Origin of the sequence: Kitasatospora sp. NPDC093806 (assembly GCF_040683335.1) — a bacterium.
GTDB lineage: Bacteria > Actinomycetota > Actinomycetes > Streptomycetales > Streptomycetaceae > Kitasatospora.
Genome location: NZ_JBFBDO010000004.1, coordinates 13,960 through 31,631, shown reverse-complemented (window position 1 = coordinate 31,631; position 17,672 = coordinate 13,960). Strand labels below are relative to the sequence as shown.

General features: G+C 76.2%; 16 protein-coding genes. 13 read left to right on the top strand and 3 right to left on the bottom strand.

Translation table 11 applies throughout. The features are described 5' to 3' along the window. The first annotated feature begins 35 nt into the window (after nt 1-35). The 8 genes from AB0N76_RS04620 (at nt 36) to AB0N76_RS04585 (ending at nt 8,180) form a co-directional block, all read left to right on the top strand. On the top strand, nt 36-665 hold the full coding sequence (locus AB0N76_RS04620; RefSeq protein WP_363553107.1) for an NAD(P)H-binding protein: 630 nt from the start codon (nt 36-38) through the stop codon (nt 663-665). Between the two features lie 109 nt (nt 666-774). Further along, nucleotides 775-1,413, top strand: a complete 639-nt coding sequence (locus AB0N76_RS04615) for an NAD(P)H-binding protein (RefSeq protein WP_363553105.1) — start codon at nt 775-777, stop codon at nt 1,411-1,413. Between the two features lie 188 nt (nt 1,414-1,601). After that, nucleotides 1,602-2,279, top strand: coding sequence for a DUF2269 domain-containing protein (locus AB0N76_RS04610; protein WP_363553103.1), 678 nt, complete (start codon nt 1,602-1,604; stop codon nt 2,277-2,279). A gap of 13 nt (nt 2,280-2,292) precedes the next feature. After that, nucleotides 2,293-3,534, top strand: coding sequence for a histidine kinase (locus AB0N76_RS04605; protein ID WP_363553101.1), 1,242 nt, complete (start codon nt 2,293-2,295; stop codon nt 3,532-3,534). After that, entirely contained in the window at nt 3,531-4,199 is a 669-nt protein-coding gene (locus tag AB0N76_RS04600) for a response regulator transcription factor (protein WP_363553099.1), read from the top strand. The genes AB0N76_RS04605 and AB0N76_RS04600 overlap by 4 nt, the downstream gene beginning before the upstream one ends. Before the next feature lie 203 nt (nt 4,200-4,402). Then, complete coding sequence (locus AB0N76_RS04595) at nt 4,403-4,810, top strand: SHOCT domain-containing protein (protein WP_363553097.1); 408 nt, start codon at nt 4,403-4,405, stop codon at nt 4,808-4,810. A gap of 38 nt (nt 4,811-4,848) precedes the next feature. Further along, on the top strand, nt 4,849-5,613 hold the full coding sequence (locus AB0N76_RS04590) for an ABC transporter ATP-binding protein (RefSeq protein ID WP_363553337.1): 765 nt from the start codon (nt 4,849-4,851) through the stop codon (nt 5,611-5,613). Next, complete coding sequence (locus AB0N76_RS04585; RefSeq protein WP_363553095.1) at nt 5,610-8,180, top strand: ABC transporter permease; 2,571 nt, start codon at nt 5,610-5,612, stop codon at nt 8,178-8,180. The genes AB0N76_RS04590 and AB0N76_RS04585 overlap by 4 nt, the downstream gene beginning before the upstream one ends. Nucleotides 8,181-8,278: 98 nt before the next feature. Here the strand turns inward: AB0N76_RS04585 and AB0N76_RS04580 are convergent, their stop codons facing one another. Next, nucleotides 8,279-8,560 carry an HPr family phosphocarrier protein gene (locus AB0N76_RS04580; protein ID WP_363553093.1) on the bottom strand — a complete coding sequence of 94 codons (282 nt, stop codon included), beginning with the start codon at nt 8,558-8,560 and terminating at the stop codon, nt 8,279-8,281. Between the two features lie 352 nt (nt 8,561-8,912). On the opposite strand from AB0N76_RS04580, the gene AB0N76_RS04575 reads away from it, so the two are divergent. The 4 genes from AB0N76_RS04575 to AB0N76_RS04560 all read left to right on the top strand — a co-directional run bounded on the left by AB0N76_RS04575 (nt 8,913) and on the right by AB0N76_RS04560 (nt 14,381). Then, nucleotides 8,913-11,702 (top strand): GNAT family N-acetyltransferase, encoded by a 2,790-nt coding sequence (locus tag AB0N76_RS04575; RefSeq protein ID WP_363553335.1) that lies wholly within the window; start codon nt 8,913-8,915, stop codon nt 11,700-11,702. Between the two features lie 93 nt (nt 11,703-11,795). Beyond that, the gene (locus AB0N76_RS04570; protein WP_363553091.1) at nt 11,796-12,395 is read left to right on the top strand and encodes a DUF5998 family protein; all 600 of its coding nucleotides are present in this window, start codon (nt 11,796-11,798) and stop codon (nt 12,393-12,395) included. A gap of 111 nt (nt 12,396-12,506) precedes the next feature. Next, complete coding sequence (locus AB0N76_RS04565) at nt 12,507-13,691, top strand: nucleotide pyrophosphatase/phosphodiesterase family protein (RefSeq protein WP_363553089.1); 1,185 nt, start codon at nt 12,507-12,509, stop codon at nt 13,689-13,691. Between the two features lie 33 nt (nt 13,692-13,724). Then, nucleotides 13,725-14,381: a thymidine kinase gene (locus AB0N76_RS04560; protein ID WP_363553087.1), complete on the top strand. Its 657-nt coding sequence runs from the start codon at nt 13,725-13,727 to the stop codon at nt 14,379-14,381. On the opposite strand, the gene AB0N76_RS04555 is transcribed toward AB0N76_RS04560, so the two are convergent. Beyond that, on the bottom strand, nt 14,378-15,127 hold the full coding sequence (locus AB0N76_RS04555) for a VOC family protein (protein WP_363553085.1): 750 nt from the start codon (nt 15,125-15,127) through the stop codon (nt 14,378-14,380). The two genes, AB0N76_RS04560 and AB0N76_RS04555, sit on opposite strands and share 4 nt — an antisense overlap. 176 nt (nt 15,128-15,303) lie before the next feature. Here AB0N76_RS04555 and AB0N76_RS04550 point away from each other — a divergent pair, with 176 nt between their 5' ends. Then, nucleotides 15,304-16,164, top strand: coding sequence for a sulfurtransferase (locus AB0N76_RS04550; RefSeq protein ID WP_363553083.1), 861 nt, complete (start codon nt 15,304-15,306; stop codon nt 16,162-16,164). A gap of 63 nt (nt 16,165-16,227) precedes the next feature. Here the strand turns inward: AB0N76_RS04550 and sepH are convergent, their stop codons facing one another. After that, the gene (gene sepH / locus AB0N76_RS04545; protein ID WP_363553081.1) at nt 16,228-17,304 is read right to left on the bottom strand and encodes a septation protein SepH; all 1,077 of its coding nucleotides are present in this window, start codon (nt 17,302-17,304) and stop codon (nt 16,228-16,230) included. Between the last annotated feature and the right edge of the window lie 368 nt (nt 17,305-17,672).

Below are 17,672 nucleotides of genomic sequence, written 5' to 3'. Positions count from 1 at the left end.
GGACAGTTGCCGCCGGCCCCGGCAAGGAGGCAGTCATGGAGATCGTGGTGGTGGGAGCGGCCGGCCGGACCGGACGGCTGCTCGTCGAAAAGGCACTGGAGCAGAAGCACGCCGTCACCGCGCTGCTGCGCGACCCGGCCAAGCTGCCGGTCGAGCACGAGCGGCTGACCAAGGCCCGCGGCGACGTCTTCGACCCGGAGTCGCTGACCGGCCCGCTGACCGGGAAGGCCGCCGTGCTGGTCGCGCTGGGGGTGACCAGCCGGACCACCACCACGGTCTTCTCCGAGGGCGTGCGCAACCTCATCGCCGCCGCCCGGACCGGCGGGGTGCGCCGGCTGGTCACCATGTCCTCGGCCGGGCTGGAGACCGCGCACCTGCCGGCGATGCAGCGCTTCGTCGCCGAGTTCGTGGTGGACCGGGTCTACCGGAACATCCACCTCGACCTCGCCCGGATGGAGGACGAGGTGGAGGCCAGCCCGCTGGACTGGACGATCGTCCGGGTGCCGATGCTCACCGACGGCCCGGCCACGCCCGACTACCGGGCGGTGGTCGGCGGCCACCTCCCCAAGGCCTCGCGGGTCGCCCGGGCCAACGTCGCCGACTACATCCTCGCCCACCTGGACGACCCGGCCACCTACGGCCGACGCGTCGAGGTGGGCAACTGATGGTCCCCGGCGGCGGCCGGCCCGCCCGCGGCGGGGCCGCGGCGCGGGCCGGCCGCGCGCCCCGGTACCGAAACCCGTCCCGCACCCGAGAGCGAGCCGGAGGCCCGCCGTGAACATCGTCGTCTTCGGCGCGACCGGCGGCACCGGCCGGCACTTCCTGGAGCTGGCCGCCCGGGCCGGCCACGCCACCGTCGCCTTCGCCCGCGACCCGCTGGCGCTGGCCGACGCCCGGCCCACCACCATCCGGCAGGGCGACGTCCTCGACCCGGACGCGGTGGCCCGCGCCGTCCGGGGCGCCGACGCGGTGGTCTCCGCGCTCGGCATCGGCTACAGCCGGGCCGCCACCACCGTCTACTCGGCCGGCACCGACCACATCCTCCGGGCGATGCGCGCGAGCGGCGTCGGCCGGCTGCTCTGCGTCTCCACCACCAGCCTGAACCCGGCGCCCTGGCGCGCCGCCCCGCTGCAACGGGCGCTCACCTCCGGGCTGCTGCACCCGATGCTCCGCCGGCCGTACGCCGACATGGCGCGGATGGAACGGCTGCTGCTGGCCGACACCGGGCTGGACTGGACGCTGGTCCGGGCCGCCCGGCTCACCGGCGGCCGGGCCCGCGGCCGCTACCGGACGGCGGCCGGGCACCGGCTGCCCGGGGCCTGGTCGATAGCGCGCGCCGATCTGGCCCACTACCTGCTCGACGCGCTCGCCGACCCGGCGGCCCACCGCACCGTCGTCGAGATCGCCTACTGACGCGCCCCTGCTTCCAGCGTCCGCACTCCGACCGCCGGTGTGCCGACCGCTCGTACTCAAGCGGTGGTACGGCCGACTACTCCCGCCGTGCGATGCCCGCCCCACCCCGACCCGGCAGAGTGGGGAGCGGTCCCACCGACCACCCCAGCCGTGACCCGCGTCGTCCCTCGCCCTCCGGAGCACCGCCGATGCCCACACCCACCGCGACCACCGTCGCGGCCGCCACCGACCGCGCCGGCCGCGCCGGCCGGTTCCACCTGCCCCGGCACGCCCGCCGGCTCTGGCTGGTCGTGCACGTCGCCTGCTCGGTCGGCTGGCTGGGCCTGACCGCCGGCGTGCTCGCCCTCGGCATCGCCGGCCTCTCCTCCGCCGACCCGGACACCGTGCGCGCCGCCTACCTCGCCCAGCGGATCTTCGCGGACTGGCTGCTGATCCCGGTCAGCCTGCTCTCGCTGCTCTCCGGCCTGGTGCTCTCCCTCGGCACCAGCTGGGGCCTGCTGCGCCACCGCTGGGTGGCCACCAAGTTCTGGCTGACCCTGGCCGCCACCCTGGCCTCGATCCTCGCGCTGCGCGCCTTCATCCACGACGCGGCCGGCCAGGTCGCCGCCGGCACCGTGCCGCCGACCGGCCGGGCCCCGCACGTGCTGGTGATCGCCCCCTCGGTGGCCCTGGCGATCTACCTGGCCGCCACCGTGCTCTCCGTGCTCAAGCCCTGGGGGCTCACCCGGCGCGGCGCCCGGCTGGCCGCCGCCGCCCGCGCCGCCCGCACCGGCCGGTCCCGCACCGACCCGTTCGAGACCGACCAGTCCGGGACCTCCCCGTCCGGGACCGGCCCGGACACCGCGACCCCGCGGCCGGGGCGGTGACCGTCCCCTGTCCATGACCGGCACCGACCACGACCACGACCCGTTCGGCGGACCGCCCTGGACCCGGCGCTCCTGGACGGTGGTCTCCGCCCTCCTGGTCGCGGCGGTCCAGGTGGTCGGCTCCACCGCCGCCGCCCGCCAGCAGCAGGACTACCGGGCCCCGCTGGACGCCGCCGGGTACGCGCTGCTGCTGCTCGGCCCCGCCCTGCTGCTCCTGCGCGACCGCTTCCCCGGCCCGGTGGTGGTCGCGGTCACCGCCGTCACCACCGGCTACCTGCTGGCCGGCTACCCGTACGGGCCGGTCTTCTTCGGCCTCGCCGTCGCGGTGTTCGGCGCGCTCGCCCGCGGCCGCCGCCGGACCGCCTGGATCGCCGTCGGCACCGGCTACCTGGTCCACCTGACCAGCTCCCACCTGCTGCCGCCCGACTGGCAGCGCGCGCCCGCGCCGACCGAGGGCTGGTGGCAGGAGGCCGGGGTGGCGGCCTGGCTGCTGCTGGTCCTCGCCGCCGCCGAGATCATGCGCTCACGCGGCGAACAGCTGGCCGCCCGCCGGCTGGCCCGGCGCCAGGCCGAGGAGAACCGGGCCGCCGAGGAACGGCTGCGGATGGCCCGCGAACTGCACGACATCCTGGCGCACTCCATCTCGGTGATCCACCTGCAGGCCGGGGTGGCGCTGGAGCTGATCGACGAGCACCCCGAGCAGGTCCGGTCCGCGCTGACCGTCATCAAGGCCACCAGCAAGGAGGCGCTCGGCGAGGTCCGCCAGGTGCTCGGCACGCTGCGCGGCCCGGACGGCCAGGCCCCGCGCACCCCCGCGCCCGGGCTGGCCCGGCTGCCCGAACTCGTCACCCAGGCGGGCCACGCCGGGCTCACCGTCACGGTGCGGACGACCGGACGGGCCCGGCCGCTCTCCGCCCAGCCGGACCTGGCCGCCTTCCGGATCGTCCAGGAGGCGCTCACCAACGTCATCCGCCATTCGGCGGCGCGCGGCGCCACGGTTCTGCTGGACTGGTCCTCCCCGGCGGGGCTGCTGCTCCGGGTCGACGACCCGGGCCCGGCCGCCGGCCCCGGCCCCGACGGCGGTGGCGGGTCCGGCAACGGCCTGGTCGGCATGCGCGAACGGGCCGCCGGATGCGGCGGCGAGCTGACGGCGGGCCCGCACGGCGGCGGCTTCCGGATCCGGGCCTGGCTGCCCGAACCGGCGGGCGCGGGCCCGGGAGCGGGCACGGCGAGCGAGGAAGGACGGCCGGAATGATCCGGGTACTGCTGGCGGACGACCAGGTGCTGGTCCGGGCGGGCTTCCGGGCGCTGCTCGACGTCCAGCCCGACATCGAGGTGGTCGGCGAGGCGGACGAGGGCGAGGCGGCGGTCCGGCTGGCGGCGGAACTGCGGCCGGACGTCGTGCTGATGGACATCCGGATGCCCGGCACCGACGGCCTGGAGGCCACCCGGCGGATCTGCGCCCACCCGGACCTGACCGGCGTCCGGGTGGTCGTGCTCACCACCTTCGAACTGGACGAGTACATCTTCGAGGCGCTCCGCCTGGGCGCGGCCGGCTTCCTGGCCAAGGACACCGAGCCCGCCGACCTGCTGCGCGCCGTGCGGGTCGTCGCGGTCGGCGACTCGCTGCTCTCCCCGGGCGTGACCCGCCGGCTGATCGACGAGTTCGCCAGCCGCTCCCGGGAGCCCGCCGACACCGGCCGGCTGCTGGCCTCGCTCACCGACCGGGAGCGCGAGGTGCTCACCCTGGTCGGGATGGGCCTCGGCAACGACGACATCGCCCGCCGCCTGGTGGTCAGCCCGCTGACCGCGAAGACGCACGTCAGCCGGGCCATGGTGAAGCTCGGCGTCCGCGACCGGGCGCAACTCGTCGTCCTCGCCTACGAATCCGGCCTGGTCCGCCCCGGCTGGCTGGGCTGATACCCGCCCGCACGCCTCGAAGCGGTGCCCGGGGCGGGAGCAGCCCGCCCCCCGGCTCGTACTCCCGCCGTCGTACCCCCGATGCCGCTCGCCGGAGGACGCGCCGGACCCGCTCCCGGCGGGAGGCTCGTGGTGGCCCCGGGGAGCATCCCGGGGCCGGGCCCCCGCCCGAACCCGCGGGGCACACCGAGGAGTTGACCGACATGCAGAGCACCGCACTGCTCGCCGACACGATCTGCCGGGACGGCTGGGGCCCCTGGGGCGGCGGCGGCCCGGGGCCGTGGTTCCTGCTCTTCCCGCTGTTCTGGCTGCTCGTCCTGGTCGTCGTGCTGACCGCGCTGCGCCGCCGCGGCTGGGCCCGCCGCGGTCCGTGGGGCCCGCCGTGGGCGGCCGGCCGCTGGGGCGGCCCGTGGGCCGGTGGCCCCGCCGGCCCGTGGAACGGCGGCCCCGACGGCCCGCTGGCCGCGCTGGCCCGCCGGTACGCCGAGGGCCAGATCGGCGAGGAGGAGTACCGGACCCGCCGGGACACCCTGCTGGAGCACCTCCGGAGCGAGGGCCAGGGCCCGGAGCAGGACGGCGGCGCCAAGCCGGGCCGGGGCGGTGCCCGGTGACCGCCCTCCCGATCCTCGAACCGGTCGGCACCGAGCGGATGGCGGCCCGGGTCGCCGACGCGGTCAAGGTCTACGGTGTCGGCCGGACCGAGGTGCGCGCCCTGGACCACGTGACCGTCGGCTTCCCGGCCGGCCGGCTCACCGCGATCATGGGCCCGTCCGGCTCCGGCAAGTCCACCCTGCTGCACTGCGCGGCGGGCCTGGACCGGCTGACCGCCGGCACCGCGGTGATCGGCGACACCGAGCTGGAGAACCTCGGCGACCGCCGGCTGACGCTGCTGCGCCGGCAGCGGATCGGCTTCGTCTTCCAGTCCTTCAACCTGGTGCCGGTGCTGACCGCCCGGGAGAACATCACCCTCCCGGTCGACCTGGCCGGCGGCGCCGTCGACCAGGCCTGGGTGGAGTCGCTGATCGACGCGGTGGGTCTGCGCGAGCGGCTGGACCACCGGCCGTCCGAGCTGTCCGGCGGCCAGCAGCAGCGGGTCGCGCTGGCCCGGGCGCTGGCCGGCCGGCCCGAGGTGGTCTTCGCGGACGAGCCGACCGGCAACCTGGACTCCCGCACCGGCGCCGAGGTGCTGGACCTGATGCGCCGCGCGGTGGACGGGATGGGCCAGACCGTCGTCATGGTCACCCACGACCCGACCGCGGCCGGCTACGCGGACGAGGTGCTGTTCCTCGCCGACGGCCGGCTGGTCGACCGGATGGACCGGCCCACCCCGGCCGGCGTGCTGGACCGGATGAAGGCCTTCGACCCCGGCCCGGCCCCGGGCCCCGTCGCGCTCGGCCCGGGACCCCGGTCATGAGCAGCGCACCCGCCACCCTGCGGATCGGCCTGCGCTCGCTGGCCGCGCACAAGCGCCGGCTGGCCGGGACGTTCACCGCGATCCTGCTCGGGGTGAGCTTCCTGGCCGGCACGCTGGTCCTCGGGGACACCCTGCGCTCCAGCTTCGACACCCTGTTCGCCGACGCCGACCGCGGCACCGACGCGGTGGTCCGCAGCGTCGACGTGCTGGACGCCGGGAACACCCCGGGCGGCGTCCGCGCCCCGGTGGACCTCGCGCTGGCCGACCGGCTGCGCGCGGTGCCGGGCGTCGCGGCGGCCGAGCCGGCCGTGCAGGGCTTCGGCCAGCTGATCGGCCGCGACGGCAAGGCGGTGGGCGGCCAGGGCCCGCCCACCCTGGCCGGCTACTGGCAGGCCGACGGCGGGCTCAACCCGTACCGGCTGGCCGAGGGCCGGGCGCCGGAGCGGTCCGGCGAGGCGGTGGTCAACCGGGGCGCCGCCAAGGCCGGCGACCTGCGGATCGGCGACTCGACGGTGCTGCGCACCCCGGACCCGGTGACGGTGACGATCGTCGGCATCGCGACCTTCGGCGCGGCGGCCGACGGCATGGGGCAGAACACCTGGACCGGGCTGACCCTGGGGGACGCCGAGCGGTACCTGACGCCGAAGGGGGAGGGCCAGGCGACTTCGCTCCGGTTCCGGGCGGCGGACGGCGTCTCGCAGCAGCAGCTGGTGGCGGCGCTGTCCGCGCGGCTGCCGGCCGGGCTGGAGGCGGTGACCGGGGCGAAGGTGACCGAGGAGGCCACCGCCCAGGTGTCCGGCCGCTTCCTGTCCATGTTCACCACCCTGCTGCTGGTCTTCGCGGGCATCGCGCTGCTGGTGGCGACCTTCACCATCCACAACACCTTCGCCATCGTGGTGGCGCAGCGGACCAGGGAGAACGCGCTGCTGCGGGCGCTGGGCGCGGGGCGCGGCCAGGTGCTGGCGGCGACGCTGGCGGAGGCGGTGGTGGTCGGCGTGGCGGCCTCGGTGGCGGGGCTGCTCGGCGGGATCGGGGTGGCGGCCGGGCTGGCCGCGCTGTTCAAGGTGATCGGGTTCAACCTGCCGACCGGCGCGCTGGTGGTCGGTCCGCTCTCGGTCGTCCTGCCGCTGCTGGTGGGGACGGTGACGGCGGTCGGTTCGGCGGTCGCGCCGGCCGTGCGGGCGGGGCGGACGGCGCCGCTGGCCGCGCTGCGGGCGGTGGCGGTGGACACCGCGGCGACCGGCCGGGCCGGCCGGATCCGCCGGCTCGGCGGCGCGCTGCTGCTGGCGGCCGGGGTGGCGGGCACGGTGGCGGGTGCGACGGACGGTCCGTCGGTGGCGCTGACCGCGGCCGGGGCGGTGGCCACGCTGCTCGGCGTGGTGGTGCTGGGGCCGGTGGCCGCGACCGTCGTGGTGCGGCTGCTGGGCGCCCCGCTGCCGCGGCTGCGCGGCATGCCGGGGGTGCTGGCGGAGCGGAACGCGGCCCGCAACCCGCGGCGGACGGCGGCGACGGCGAGCGCGCTGATGATCGGGGTGACGGTGGTGTCGCTGTTCACCGTCTTCGGCGCGTCGATCAAGGCGACGATGGACGACACGGTGCGGCGGACCTTCGCCGGGGACCTCGCGGTCTCGGCCGGCGGCTTCCGCGACGGCGGGCTGAGCCCGAAGCTGGCGGACGCGGTGGCGGCCCTGCCGGAGGTGGAGCGGAGCGTGGGCCTGGGCCGGGGCGTGGCCCGGGTGGACGGCCACGGCCGGACCCTGGACGTGACCGATCCGGCCCGGCTGGCGGGCCTGGTCGACCTGGGCGGGGTGGACGGTTCGCTGCTGCTGGGCACCGACGGCCTGGCGGTCTCCCGGACGGAGGCGGCGAAGTACGGCTGGCGGCTGGGCACGACGCTCCCGGTGCGGTTCGGCGACGGCGCCGAGGCGGTGTTCACCGTGCGGGCGCTCTACCGGGGCGGCGGGCCGGCCGGCGACTACCTGGTCACCCGGGAGGCCTGGGCCCCGCACCAGGGCCGGGACGCGGACTCGCTGGTGGCGGTCGCGCTGCGGGACGGCGTCTCCCCGGCGGCCGGGAAGGCGGCGGTGGCCCGGGCGGTGGCGCCGTTCGGCGACCCGAAGGTGGAGACCAGGGCGGAGTTCGCGCGGAGCTCGGCCGAGGTGGTCGACCTGATGCTCTCGGTGGTCTACGCGCTATTGGCGCTGGCGGTGCTGATCGCGCTGCTGGGGATCGCCAACACGCTGAGTCTGGCGGTGCACGAGCGCACCCGGGAGCTGGGCCTGCTGCGCGCGGTCGGCCAGACCAGGGGGCAGCTGCGGGCGATGGTGCGCTGGGAGTCGGTGCTGGTGGCGCTGTTCGGCACGGTCGGCGGCCTGGGCCTGGGGGCGTTCCTCGGCTGGGCGCTGGTGCGGGCGGCGGACTCCGCGGGGACGGGCAGCTTCGCCCTCCCGCCGGGGCGGCTCGCGGTGGTGCTGCTGGCCGGGCTGGTGGCGGGCGCGCTGGCGGGGCTGCGGCCGGCCGGCCGGGCGGCCCGGCTGGACGTGCTGCGGGCGATCGCGGACGGCTGACCGGGGCGCCCGCACCGGGCGCGCCGACCACCGGGCACGTCGAAGCCCGGGCCCCCCGACCAACGGGGCCCGGGCTTCGAGGACCGGATGCGGCGGACTCAGGCCGCGGCGGGCAGCTCGTCCAGGCCCTCCTGGACCAGCTTGGCCAGGCGGTCGAGCGCCTGGTCCGCGCCCTCGGCGTCGGAGGCCAGCACGACCTCCTCGCCGCCCTGCGCGCCGAGGGTCAGCAGGCCGAGCATGGAGCCGGCGTTGACCGGGTTGCCGCCGGGCTTGGCGATGGTCACCGGAACGCCGGTGGCCGCGACGGCCTTGACGAAGACGGAGGCGGGACGGGCGTGCAGGCCCTCGGCCCAACCGATGGTGACGCGGCGCTCGGCCATGAGACGTGCCTTTCCGGTAATGCTGGTCACGGTCGTGGGGGAATCGACCATGTTGTCTAGACCAGTGTTGCACGCGGGCGACCCCTGCGAGGCGCCGCGTTCGGGACTTGTGATTGTTTCTTTCGGGGGCATAACCAGCGCATAATCCCCGGCCAGCGGCCCTGTCCACCCTGCCGTGCGCGCACGCCCGGCGCCATTCGGCTCGCCGCCGGATAACCTGACGATCGTGGACGACTCCGCGGTACCGCACCCCCAGCAGGACCCGCAGCAGGACCCCCGGCAGGACCCCCGGCGCGACCGCCCGCAGGACCGCACGGCCGAGCCGGACTACCCCCAGCACTGGGAGGCCGACATCCTGCTGCGCGACGGCGGGACGGCCCGGATCCGGCCGATCACCCCCGCCGACGCCGGCCGCCTGGTGGAGTTCTACGAGCAGGTCTCGGACCAGTCCAAGTACTTTCGCTTCTTCGCGCCCTACCCCCGGCTCTCCGACAAGGACGTCCGCCGCTTCACCCACCACGACTTCGTCAACCGGGTGGGCCTCGCCGTCGTCGTCCGCGACCGCTTCATCGCCACCGTCCGCTACGACCGGATCGACGCCGACGGCCGCCCCTCCGACACCGGCACCGACGCCGAGGTCGCCTTCCTGGTCCAGGACGCCCACCAGGGCCGCGGCGTCGCCTCCGCCCTGCTGGAGCACATCGCCGCGGTCGCCCAGGAACGCGGCATCCGCCGGTTCCAGGCCGAGGTGCTGCCGGAGAACCGCAAGATGGTGAAGGTCTTCACCGACGCCGGGTACACCCAGCACCGCAGCTTCACCGACGGCGTCGTCCACCTGGAGTTCGACCTCGAACCCACCGCCGCCTCGCTCGCCGTCATGCGGGCCCGCGAGCACCGCGCCGAGGCCCGCTCCGTCCAGCGGCTGCTCACCCCGCGCTCGGTCGCGGTGATCGGCGCTTCCCGCCACCCGCAGCACGTCGGCCGCGCCCTGCTGCGCGCCGTGCTGGCCGGGGCCGCCGGAGCCGGCGGCGGGGACCGGGAGCCGCTCACCGTCCACGCGGTCAACCACCACGCCCCGCCCGGCACCGAGCTGGACGGCGTCCCGGTGCACCGCTCGATCCTGGAGATCCCCGGCCCGGTCGACCTCGCGGTGATCGCCGTCCCCGCCAACGCCGTCCCCGAAGCGGTCGCCGAGTGCGGCGCGCACGGCGTCCAGGGCCTGGTGGTGGTCACCGCCGGCTATGCCGAGACCGGCCCCGAGGGCCGTGACCGCCAGCGCGCCCTGGTCCGCCAGGCCCGCGCGGCCGGCATGCGGGTGATCGGCCCGAACGCCTTCGGCCTGATCTCCACCGACCCGGACCGCCCGGTCAACGCCTCGCTCGCCCCGGTGCTGCCCGCGCGCGGCGGCTTCGGCGTGTTCTGCCAGTCCGGCGCGATCGGCGTCGCCCTGCTGGAGGCCGCCCACCGGCGCGGCCTCGGCATCTCCTCCTTCGCCTCGGTCGGCAACCGGGCCGACGTCTCCGGCAACGACTTCCTCCAGTACTGGGCCGAGGACCCGGCCACCGAGGTCGTCCTGCTCTACCTGGAGTCCTTCGGCAACCCGCGCAAGTTCACCCGGATCGCCCGCCGGCTCGCCCAGGCCAAGCCGGTGGTCGTGGTCAAGGGCGCCCGCCACACCGGCAGCCTGCCGCCCGGCCACGCCGTCCCCGCCACCGCCACCGGCCTCAAGGACGCCACCGTCGACGCGCTCTTCCAGCAGGCCGGCGTCACCCGGGTGGAGACCATCACCGAGCTGTACGACGCCGGCGAACTGCTCGCCCTCCAGCCGCTGCCGCCCGGCGACCGGGTCGCCGTGGTCGGCAACTCCGACTCGCTCGGCCTGCTCACCCACGACGCCTGCCTCTCCGCCGGCCTGCGCCCGGGCACCCCCGTCGACCTCACCACCGCCGCCACCGGCGAGAACTTCCGGATCGCCCTGGACACCGCGCTGGCCGACCCGGCGGTGGACGCGGTGATCGCCGTCGCCATCCCGCCGATCGGCACCCAGGGCTGGGGCCCCGCCCTCGGCGCGGGCGGCCGGATCGCCCACCCCGACCGCCCGGACGACCCCGACCTCGGCACCGACGACCCGGAGATCGGCGCCGCCCTGCTCGACGCCGGCGAGCGCGCCCGCGAGCTGGGCAAGCCGCTGCTCCTCGCCCACCTGGCGCTCACCGACCTGCCGAACCGGCTGCGCCCCGGCGGCATCCCCGCCTACCCCGCGCCCGAACGGGCCGTCCGGGCGCTCGCCCACGCCGTCCACTACGCCGACTGGCGCCGCCGGATGGCCGCCGCCGAGGAGACCGCGCGGGTCCCCGAACTCGACCGGATCGACGAGGCCGGCGCCCGCACCCTGGTCGAGGCCGCCCTCTCCACCCGGGCTGCGGTCGCCGCTCGCACCCAGCCCGGCGGGGCAAGGCTCACCCTGCCCGACGCCGACACCGCCGCCCTGCTCGCCCGCTACGGCATCGACGTCTCGCCGACCCTGCCCGCCCCCGACGAGGAGACCGCCGTCCGGGCCGCCGCCACCCTCGGCTACCCCGTCGCCCTCAAGGCCACCGCCCCCCACCTGCGGCACCGCCCCGACCTCGGCAGCGTCCGGCTCGACCTGACCGGCGAGCCCGGCCTGCGCCGCGCCCACCGCGAACTGGACGCCCTGCTCGGCGGCGCCGCCCAGGCCGAGCTGGTGGTCCAGCGGCTCGCCCCGCGCGGGGTGGACACCGTGATCGGCGCCACCGTCGACCCGGCGGTCGGCGCGATCCTCTCCTTCGGCCTGGCCGGCGCCCCCGCCGAACTGCTCGGCGACGTCGCCCACCGGCTGGTTCCGGCCACCGACCAGGACGTCGCCGGACTGGTCCGGGAGGTCCGCGCGGCCCCCCTGCTGTTCGGCTGGCGCGGCGCCGAGGCGGTCGACACCGACGCCCTGGAGGAGCTGCTGCTGCGGGTGTCCCGGCTGGTCGACGACCTGCCGGAGGTCGCCTCGGTGGACCTCGAACCGGTGGTCGTGGCCCCGCACGGGCTGGCGATCCTGGGGGCGCGCGTACGCATCGCGCCCCTGCCGGTCCGCAGCGATCTGGGCCCGCGCGCCATGAGCACGCTGTAACCTTCCTTGGTTGCGTCCGGACCGCGGGCGCCGTTGTCCGAAGCTCGGCGCCGTGCCGCCCGCTTCGTCGGCGGACCATGCCAGGATGGAGTTATGGCGAAGACCGGTACCACCACCACGCAGGACCTGCGTTCCGCGATCGAGCGCAGCGGCTACTACCCGGCCCTGGTGTCCGAGGCGGTGGAGTCCGCGGTGGGCCCCGAGCCGATCAGCTCCTACCTGGTGCACCAGGAGACCACGTTCGACGCCAACGAGGTCCGCCGACACGTCACCGTGCTGGTGCTGACCCCGACCCGGTTCGTGGTGAGCCACACCGACGAGCAGACCGGCGACGCGAGCAGCCCCGCCGTGCCGTTCGCGACCACCTCCACCGAGAGCGTCCGGCTGGACCGGATCAACTCCGTGGTGCTCAGCCGGATGGTCGCCAACCCGGAGACCTACACCCCGGGCACCCTGCCCCGCGAGGTCGTGCTGACCATCGGCTGGGGCGCCGTGCAGCGCCTCGACCTCGAACCGGCCGGCTGCTCCGACCCCAACTGCGAGGCGGACCACGGCTACACCGGCTCCGCCACCGCCGACGACCTGTCCCTGCGGGTCAGCGAGGCCGGCGACGGCCCCGAGACGGTCGCCCAGGCGCTGGTCTTCGCCCGCGCCCTCTCCGAGGCCACCATCGCCGACGGCCCCCGGGTCTGATCCCGCCGGACCACCCGGATCCCATCGGACCGACCCGCACCGATCCGCGCCCGGACGCCGCCCCCACGCGCCCGGGCCGCCCCGGCCAGCCAGGAAGCCACCCCCGCCACCATGCCCTTCGCCCCCGACGGCCACGACGCCTTCGAGCTCCTCGACCCGGCCACCGCGCCCGCGCCCCCGTACGGCAGCGGCTCGCTCTGCGACCTGCTGCCCTCGGTGGCGGCCGGCCTCGGCGTCCCCGGCTTCACCGCGACGCTGCCGCTCGCGCCGGCCGACCGCGCGGTGGTCTTCCTGGTCGACGGCCTCGGCTGGGAACTGCTGCTGCGCCACCCCGAGTACGCGCCGTTCCTCTCCTCGCTGGTGGGCGGCTCGCTCGGCGGCACCGGCCGGCCGCTGACCGCCGGCTTCCCGTCCACCACCGCGACCTCGCTGGCCTCGGTCGGCACCGGCACCCCGCCCGGCCTGCACGGCCTGGCCGGCTACACGGTCGCGGTGCCCGGCGCCGGGCACCTGATGAACCAGCTCCGCTGGCAGCCGCCGACCGACCCGGCCGCCTGGCAGCCGTACCCGACCGTCTTCGAGCAGGTGCACGCCGCCGGCGTGGCCACCGCCCAGGTCTCCTCCCCGCTGTTCGCCCAGACCCCGCTGACCCGGGTCGCGCTCTCCGGCGGCACCTTCCTCGGCCGCACCACCGGCGAGGAGCGGATGGACCGGGCCGCCGCCTGGCTGGCCGAGCACGACCGCGCGCTCGTCTACACCTACGTCAGCGAACTGGACGGCGCCGGGCACCGCTTCGGGGTGGACTCCGACGAGTGGCGGATGACCCTGGACGCGGTCGACCGGCTCGCCCGCCGGCTCGCCGAACAGCTGCCGCCGCGCTCGGCGATGTACGTCACCGCCGACCACGGCATGATCGACATCGCGCCGGAGGACCGGATCGACTTCGACGAGGACTGGGAGCTCGGCGCCGGCGTCGCGCTGCTCGGCGGCGAGGGCCGGGCCCGGCACGTCTACGCCGTCCCCGGCGCCGCCGCCGACGTCCACACGGTCTGGAGCGAGGTGCTCGGCGACCGGATGTGGGTGGCCACCCGCGACCAGGCGATCGAGGCCGGCTGGTTCGGCCCGACCGTGGACGACCGGGTCTACCACCGGATCGGCGACGTGGTCGCCGCCGCCCGCGACGACATCGCGATCGTCGCCTCCCGCAACGAGCCCGGCGAGTCCGCGATGATCGGCCTGCACGGTTCGATGACCCCGGTCGAGCAGTTCGTGCCCCTGCTCGAAGTCCGACGCTGAACTCCCCTGATGTGAAAGGCCTTTGCACCACCCATGGCTGAACTGGTGTTCTTCTCGGGCACGATGGACTGCGGGAAGTCGACGCTCGCGCTCCAGATGGACCACAACCACGCCGCCCGCGGCCGGCAGGGGATCATCCTCACCCGCAACGACCGGGCCGGCGCGGCGACCATCTCCAGCCGCCTCGGCCTGCGCGCCGACGCGGTCGAGGTGGCCGACGACTTCGACTTCCACGCCCACGTGGTGCACCGCCTCTCGGCCGGCGGCCGGGTCGACTACCTGATCTGCGACGAGGCCCAGTTCTTCGCCCCGGACCAGGTCGACCAGCTCGCCCGGGTGGTCGACGAACTCGACATCGACGTCTACACCTTCGGCATCACCACCGACTTCCGCACCCGGCTGTTCCCCGGCTCGCAGCGGCTGATCGAACTGGCCGACCGGGTCGAGGTGCTGCAGGTCGAGGCGCTCTGCTGGTGCGGCGCCCGCGCCACCCACAACGCCCGCACGGTCGGCGGGGTGATGGTGGTCGAGGGGGCGCAGGTGGTGATCGGCGACATCTCGGTCAGCCAGGACGAGGTCGGCTACGAGGTGCTCTGCCGCCGCCACCACCGCCGCCGGCTCACCGCCGCCACCGCCCGCGCCGCCGTCCTCTCCCCGGACGTCCTCCCCTTCGAGGAGCAGCAGGCCTAAGGCACTTCCAGCACCGAGAAGTGCCCGCCGCGCGGGTCGGCCAGCCGGGCCGTCGGCCCGCGGCCGGTGTGCCGCGGCGCCACCAGCACCGCGCCGCCCAGCTCCACCGCCCGGCGCGCCGTCGCCTCGACGTCGGCCACCGCGAAGTGCGTGCGCCAGCGCGGCGGGTGGCCGCGCAGCTCGGCCCCGCGCCGGATCCCGGCCACCGGCCGGCCGTCGACCAGCAGCGCCGACCCGCCCTCGGCCGGCGCCACCGGCACCCCGAGCACCGCGCGGTAGAAGACCGCCGCGCCGTCCGCGTCCGGGGTGAGCAGTTCCGCCCAGGCGGGCCCGCCCGGCGCGGGCCCGGCCTCCCGGCCGAGGTGCTCCTCGCCCTGCCAGAGCCCGAACACCGCGCCGGAGACGTCGGCCGCGATCGCCAGCCGCCCGGCCCGCTCCGCCTGCAGCGGCCCGACCGCGACCGTCCCGCCGCACTCCCGGACCAGCTGGGCCGCCCGGTCCGCGCTGTCCACCGCGAAGTAGGTGGTCCACTGCACCGGGAAGCCGGTCACCTCGGACACCCCGAGCCCGGCCACCGCCTCCGCGCCCACCCGGGCCCGGACGTACTCCCCGAGCTGCCCCGGCCCCGGTGCGAAGTCCCAGCCGAGCAGTTCGCCGTAGAACGCCCGGGCACCGGGCAGGTCGTCGGTCGTCAGGCTGACCCAGCACGGGGTGCCCTGGGCCAGCCGGAGTGTCAGCGCGGGCATGACAGATCTCCTCACAGGCGGTCGTCGCACGAAACGGCACAGTGAGGATGATGCTTCCACCGTGGCACGCGCCGAACCCTCGGGCCGCGCGGAAAATCCGGCAAAGACCGCACAAAGAGAGAGGGCCGTGCCTCAGCTCGCCCGAGCACTTGACGCGCTGCGCCAGAATGAGCGCCATGACCACCCCTCACGAAGACTCCCCGCTGGTCTCGGTGACCGAGCTGCGCGCGGCGCTCGACTCCGGGCGCCCGCCGGTCCTGCTCGACGTGCGCTGGCAGCTCGGCGGCCCGCCCGGGATCGAGGACTACACCGCCGGCCACCTGCCCGGCGCCCACTTCGTCGCGCTGGACGCCGACCTCGCCGCCCCGGCCGGCCCGCCCGGGCACGGCGGCCGCCACCCGCTGCCCGACCCGGAGGAGTTCGGCGCCGCGCTGCGCCGCTTCGGCGTCTCGGCCGACCGCCCGGTGGTGGTCTACGACGGCGCGACCTCGCTGGCCGCCGCCCGCGCCTGGTGGTTGCTGCGCTGGGCCGGCCACCGGGACGTCCGGGTGCTGGACGGCGGTTTCGCCGCCTGGCAGGAGGCGGGCCTGCCGGTCGCCACCGAGGTGCCGCCCGCCGGGGACGGCGACTTCAAGCCCGTCCCGGGGCAGCTGCCGGTGATCGACGCCGACGGCGCCGCGGCCTGGGCCCGGGAGGCGCTGCTGCTGGACGCCCGGGCGGGGGAGCGCTACCGGGGCGAGAGCGAGCCGATCGACTCGCGGGCCGGCCACATCCCGGGCGCGGTCTCCGCGCCGACCACCGGGAACGTCGGTCCGGACGGCCGCTTCCTGCCGCCCGCCGAACTCGCCGAGCGGTTCCGCGGGCTCGGCGCGGGGGAGCGGGCGACCGCCGTCTACTGCGGCTCCGGGGTGACGGCCGCGCACCAGATCCTGGCCCTGGAGGTGGCCGGTCTGCCGGCCGCCCTCTACCCGGGCTCCTGGAGCGAGTGGTCCGGTGACGGCACCCGCCCGATCGCGGTCACCGAGCTGCCGGGCTGATCCCGGTCGCACGGAGAGGGGCGGGTGGCCACGGCCACCCGCCCCTCTCCACGCGCTACGGCTCTATTCCTGCTTCTTGCGCCGGCTGCCGAAGACGATCTCGTCCCAGCTCGGCACGGTGGCCCGGCGCCCGGGCCGGACGCCGTCCGCCTCGGCCTGCCGGTCGGTGGTGCCGACCAGCCGCTCCCGGTGCGGGGCGACCGCACGCGGCATCAGGATGTCCGCGTACGCCGAGCCCGCGCCGACCGCCGGTGCGGCGGCCGCCGGCTCCTCCGCGTCCTCGGCCACCTCGGCGGCCACCGGTTCGATCGGCGGCGGCGCGCCGACCGCCAGGTCGCCGCGGAACGCGGGCACCACGTCCAGCAGGCTGGTCAGCGAGTCCCGCGCGTCGGCCGTGGCCTCGCGCGACTCGCGCACCTCGCGGGCCGACATGATCCGGTCCGCCGACGGCCGGTCGATCATCGGACGCGGCGGCCGGTCCTGCGGGAGCCGGGCGATCCGCGGGATGAACGGGAAGACCGACTCCTCCTCGCGCTCGACCGTCTCGCCGATCAGCGCGCGGGCCTCGTCGTCGTTGGGCTGGACCAGTCGCCGGGGCGGGTCGTACGTCCAGGCCGCGCTGCGGCCCTCGCCGTCGGCCCGGTAGGAGAGGATGACCTCCCAGGTGCCGTCGTCGCGCCGCCAGGAGTCCCAGCGCTCGGTCTCCTTCTCGGCGCCGCGCAGCGCCAGCCGCTCGGCCACGGCCTCGCCCAGCTGCGGGCCGGGGGCCTCGCCGTGCCGGCGGATCGCGGTCTTGCGGGCGCGCTCGGCCATGAAGGCGCGCTCGGCCAGCACCGGACCCTCGAAGCGGCGGACCCGGTCGACCGAGATGCCGGCGGCCTGGGCGACCTCCTCGGCGGAGGCACCGGCTCGTATCCGCGCCTGGATGTCCCGGGGGCGGAGGTGGCTCTCGACCTCGATCTCGATCTGGCCGAGGCGCGGACGGTCACCACGGATGGCGGCGCGCAGCCGCTCGTCGATGGGGAGGGTGTACTCCGTGCTGTCGGCGGCCTTGAGCACCAGCCGTGTGCCGTCGTTGCTGACGGCCACAACCCGCAGTTCGGGCACGGTTACCTCCCGGGTGGTGCCTGCCGACGTCACCTGCGTCGCTGCTCCCGTACTGAGTGTGGCCTGCCCGCTCGCGACTGGCCACAACCTTGCTGAGTTCCCCGGCGTGTCGGGCTTACGCCCGGCCCCGCCGCTGTGGCACGGTTGCCTTTTTGCCACGCCATCCGTCGACGTCGCGCCTGGGTGTCCCGGCCGTCCTCGCACGCGCAGTGATCGCGACGGTCCGGGACGGGCGTCGCCGTGCGTGCCTGTGCCATAGCTCCTTGTCAAGCTGCCGTCTGATGGGCAGTCGACAAGTCGATCCAGGGCTCAGGCTTTACGAACAGTACTCCATTCGTGGCATCCAAAGGGGCGGCTCGCCGCTCAAGTCTCCCGCGATTCACGGGAATCTCAAGAGCACG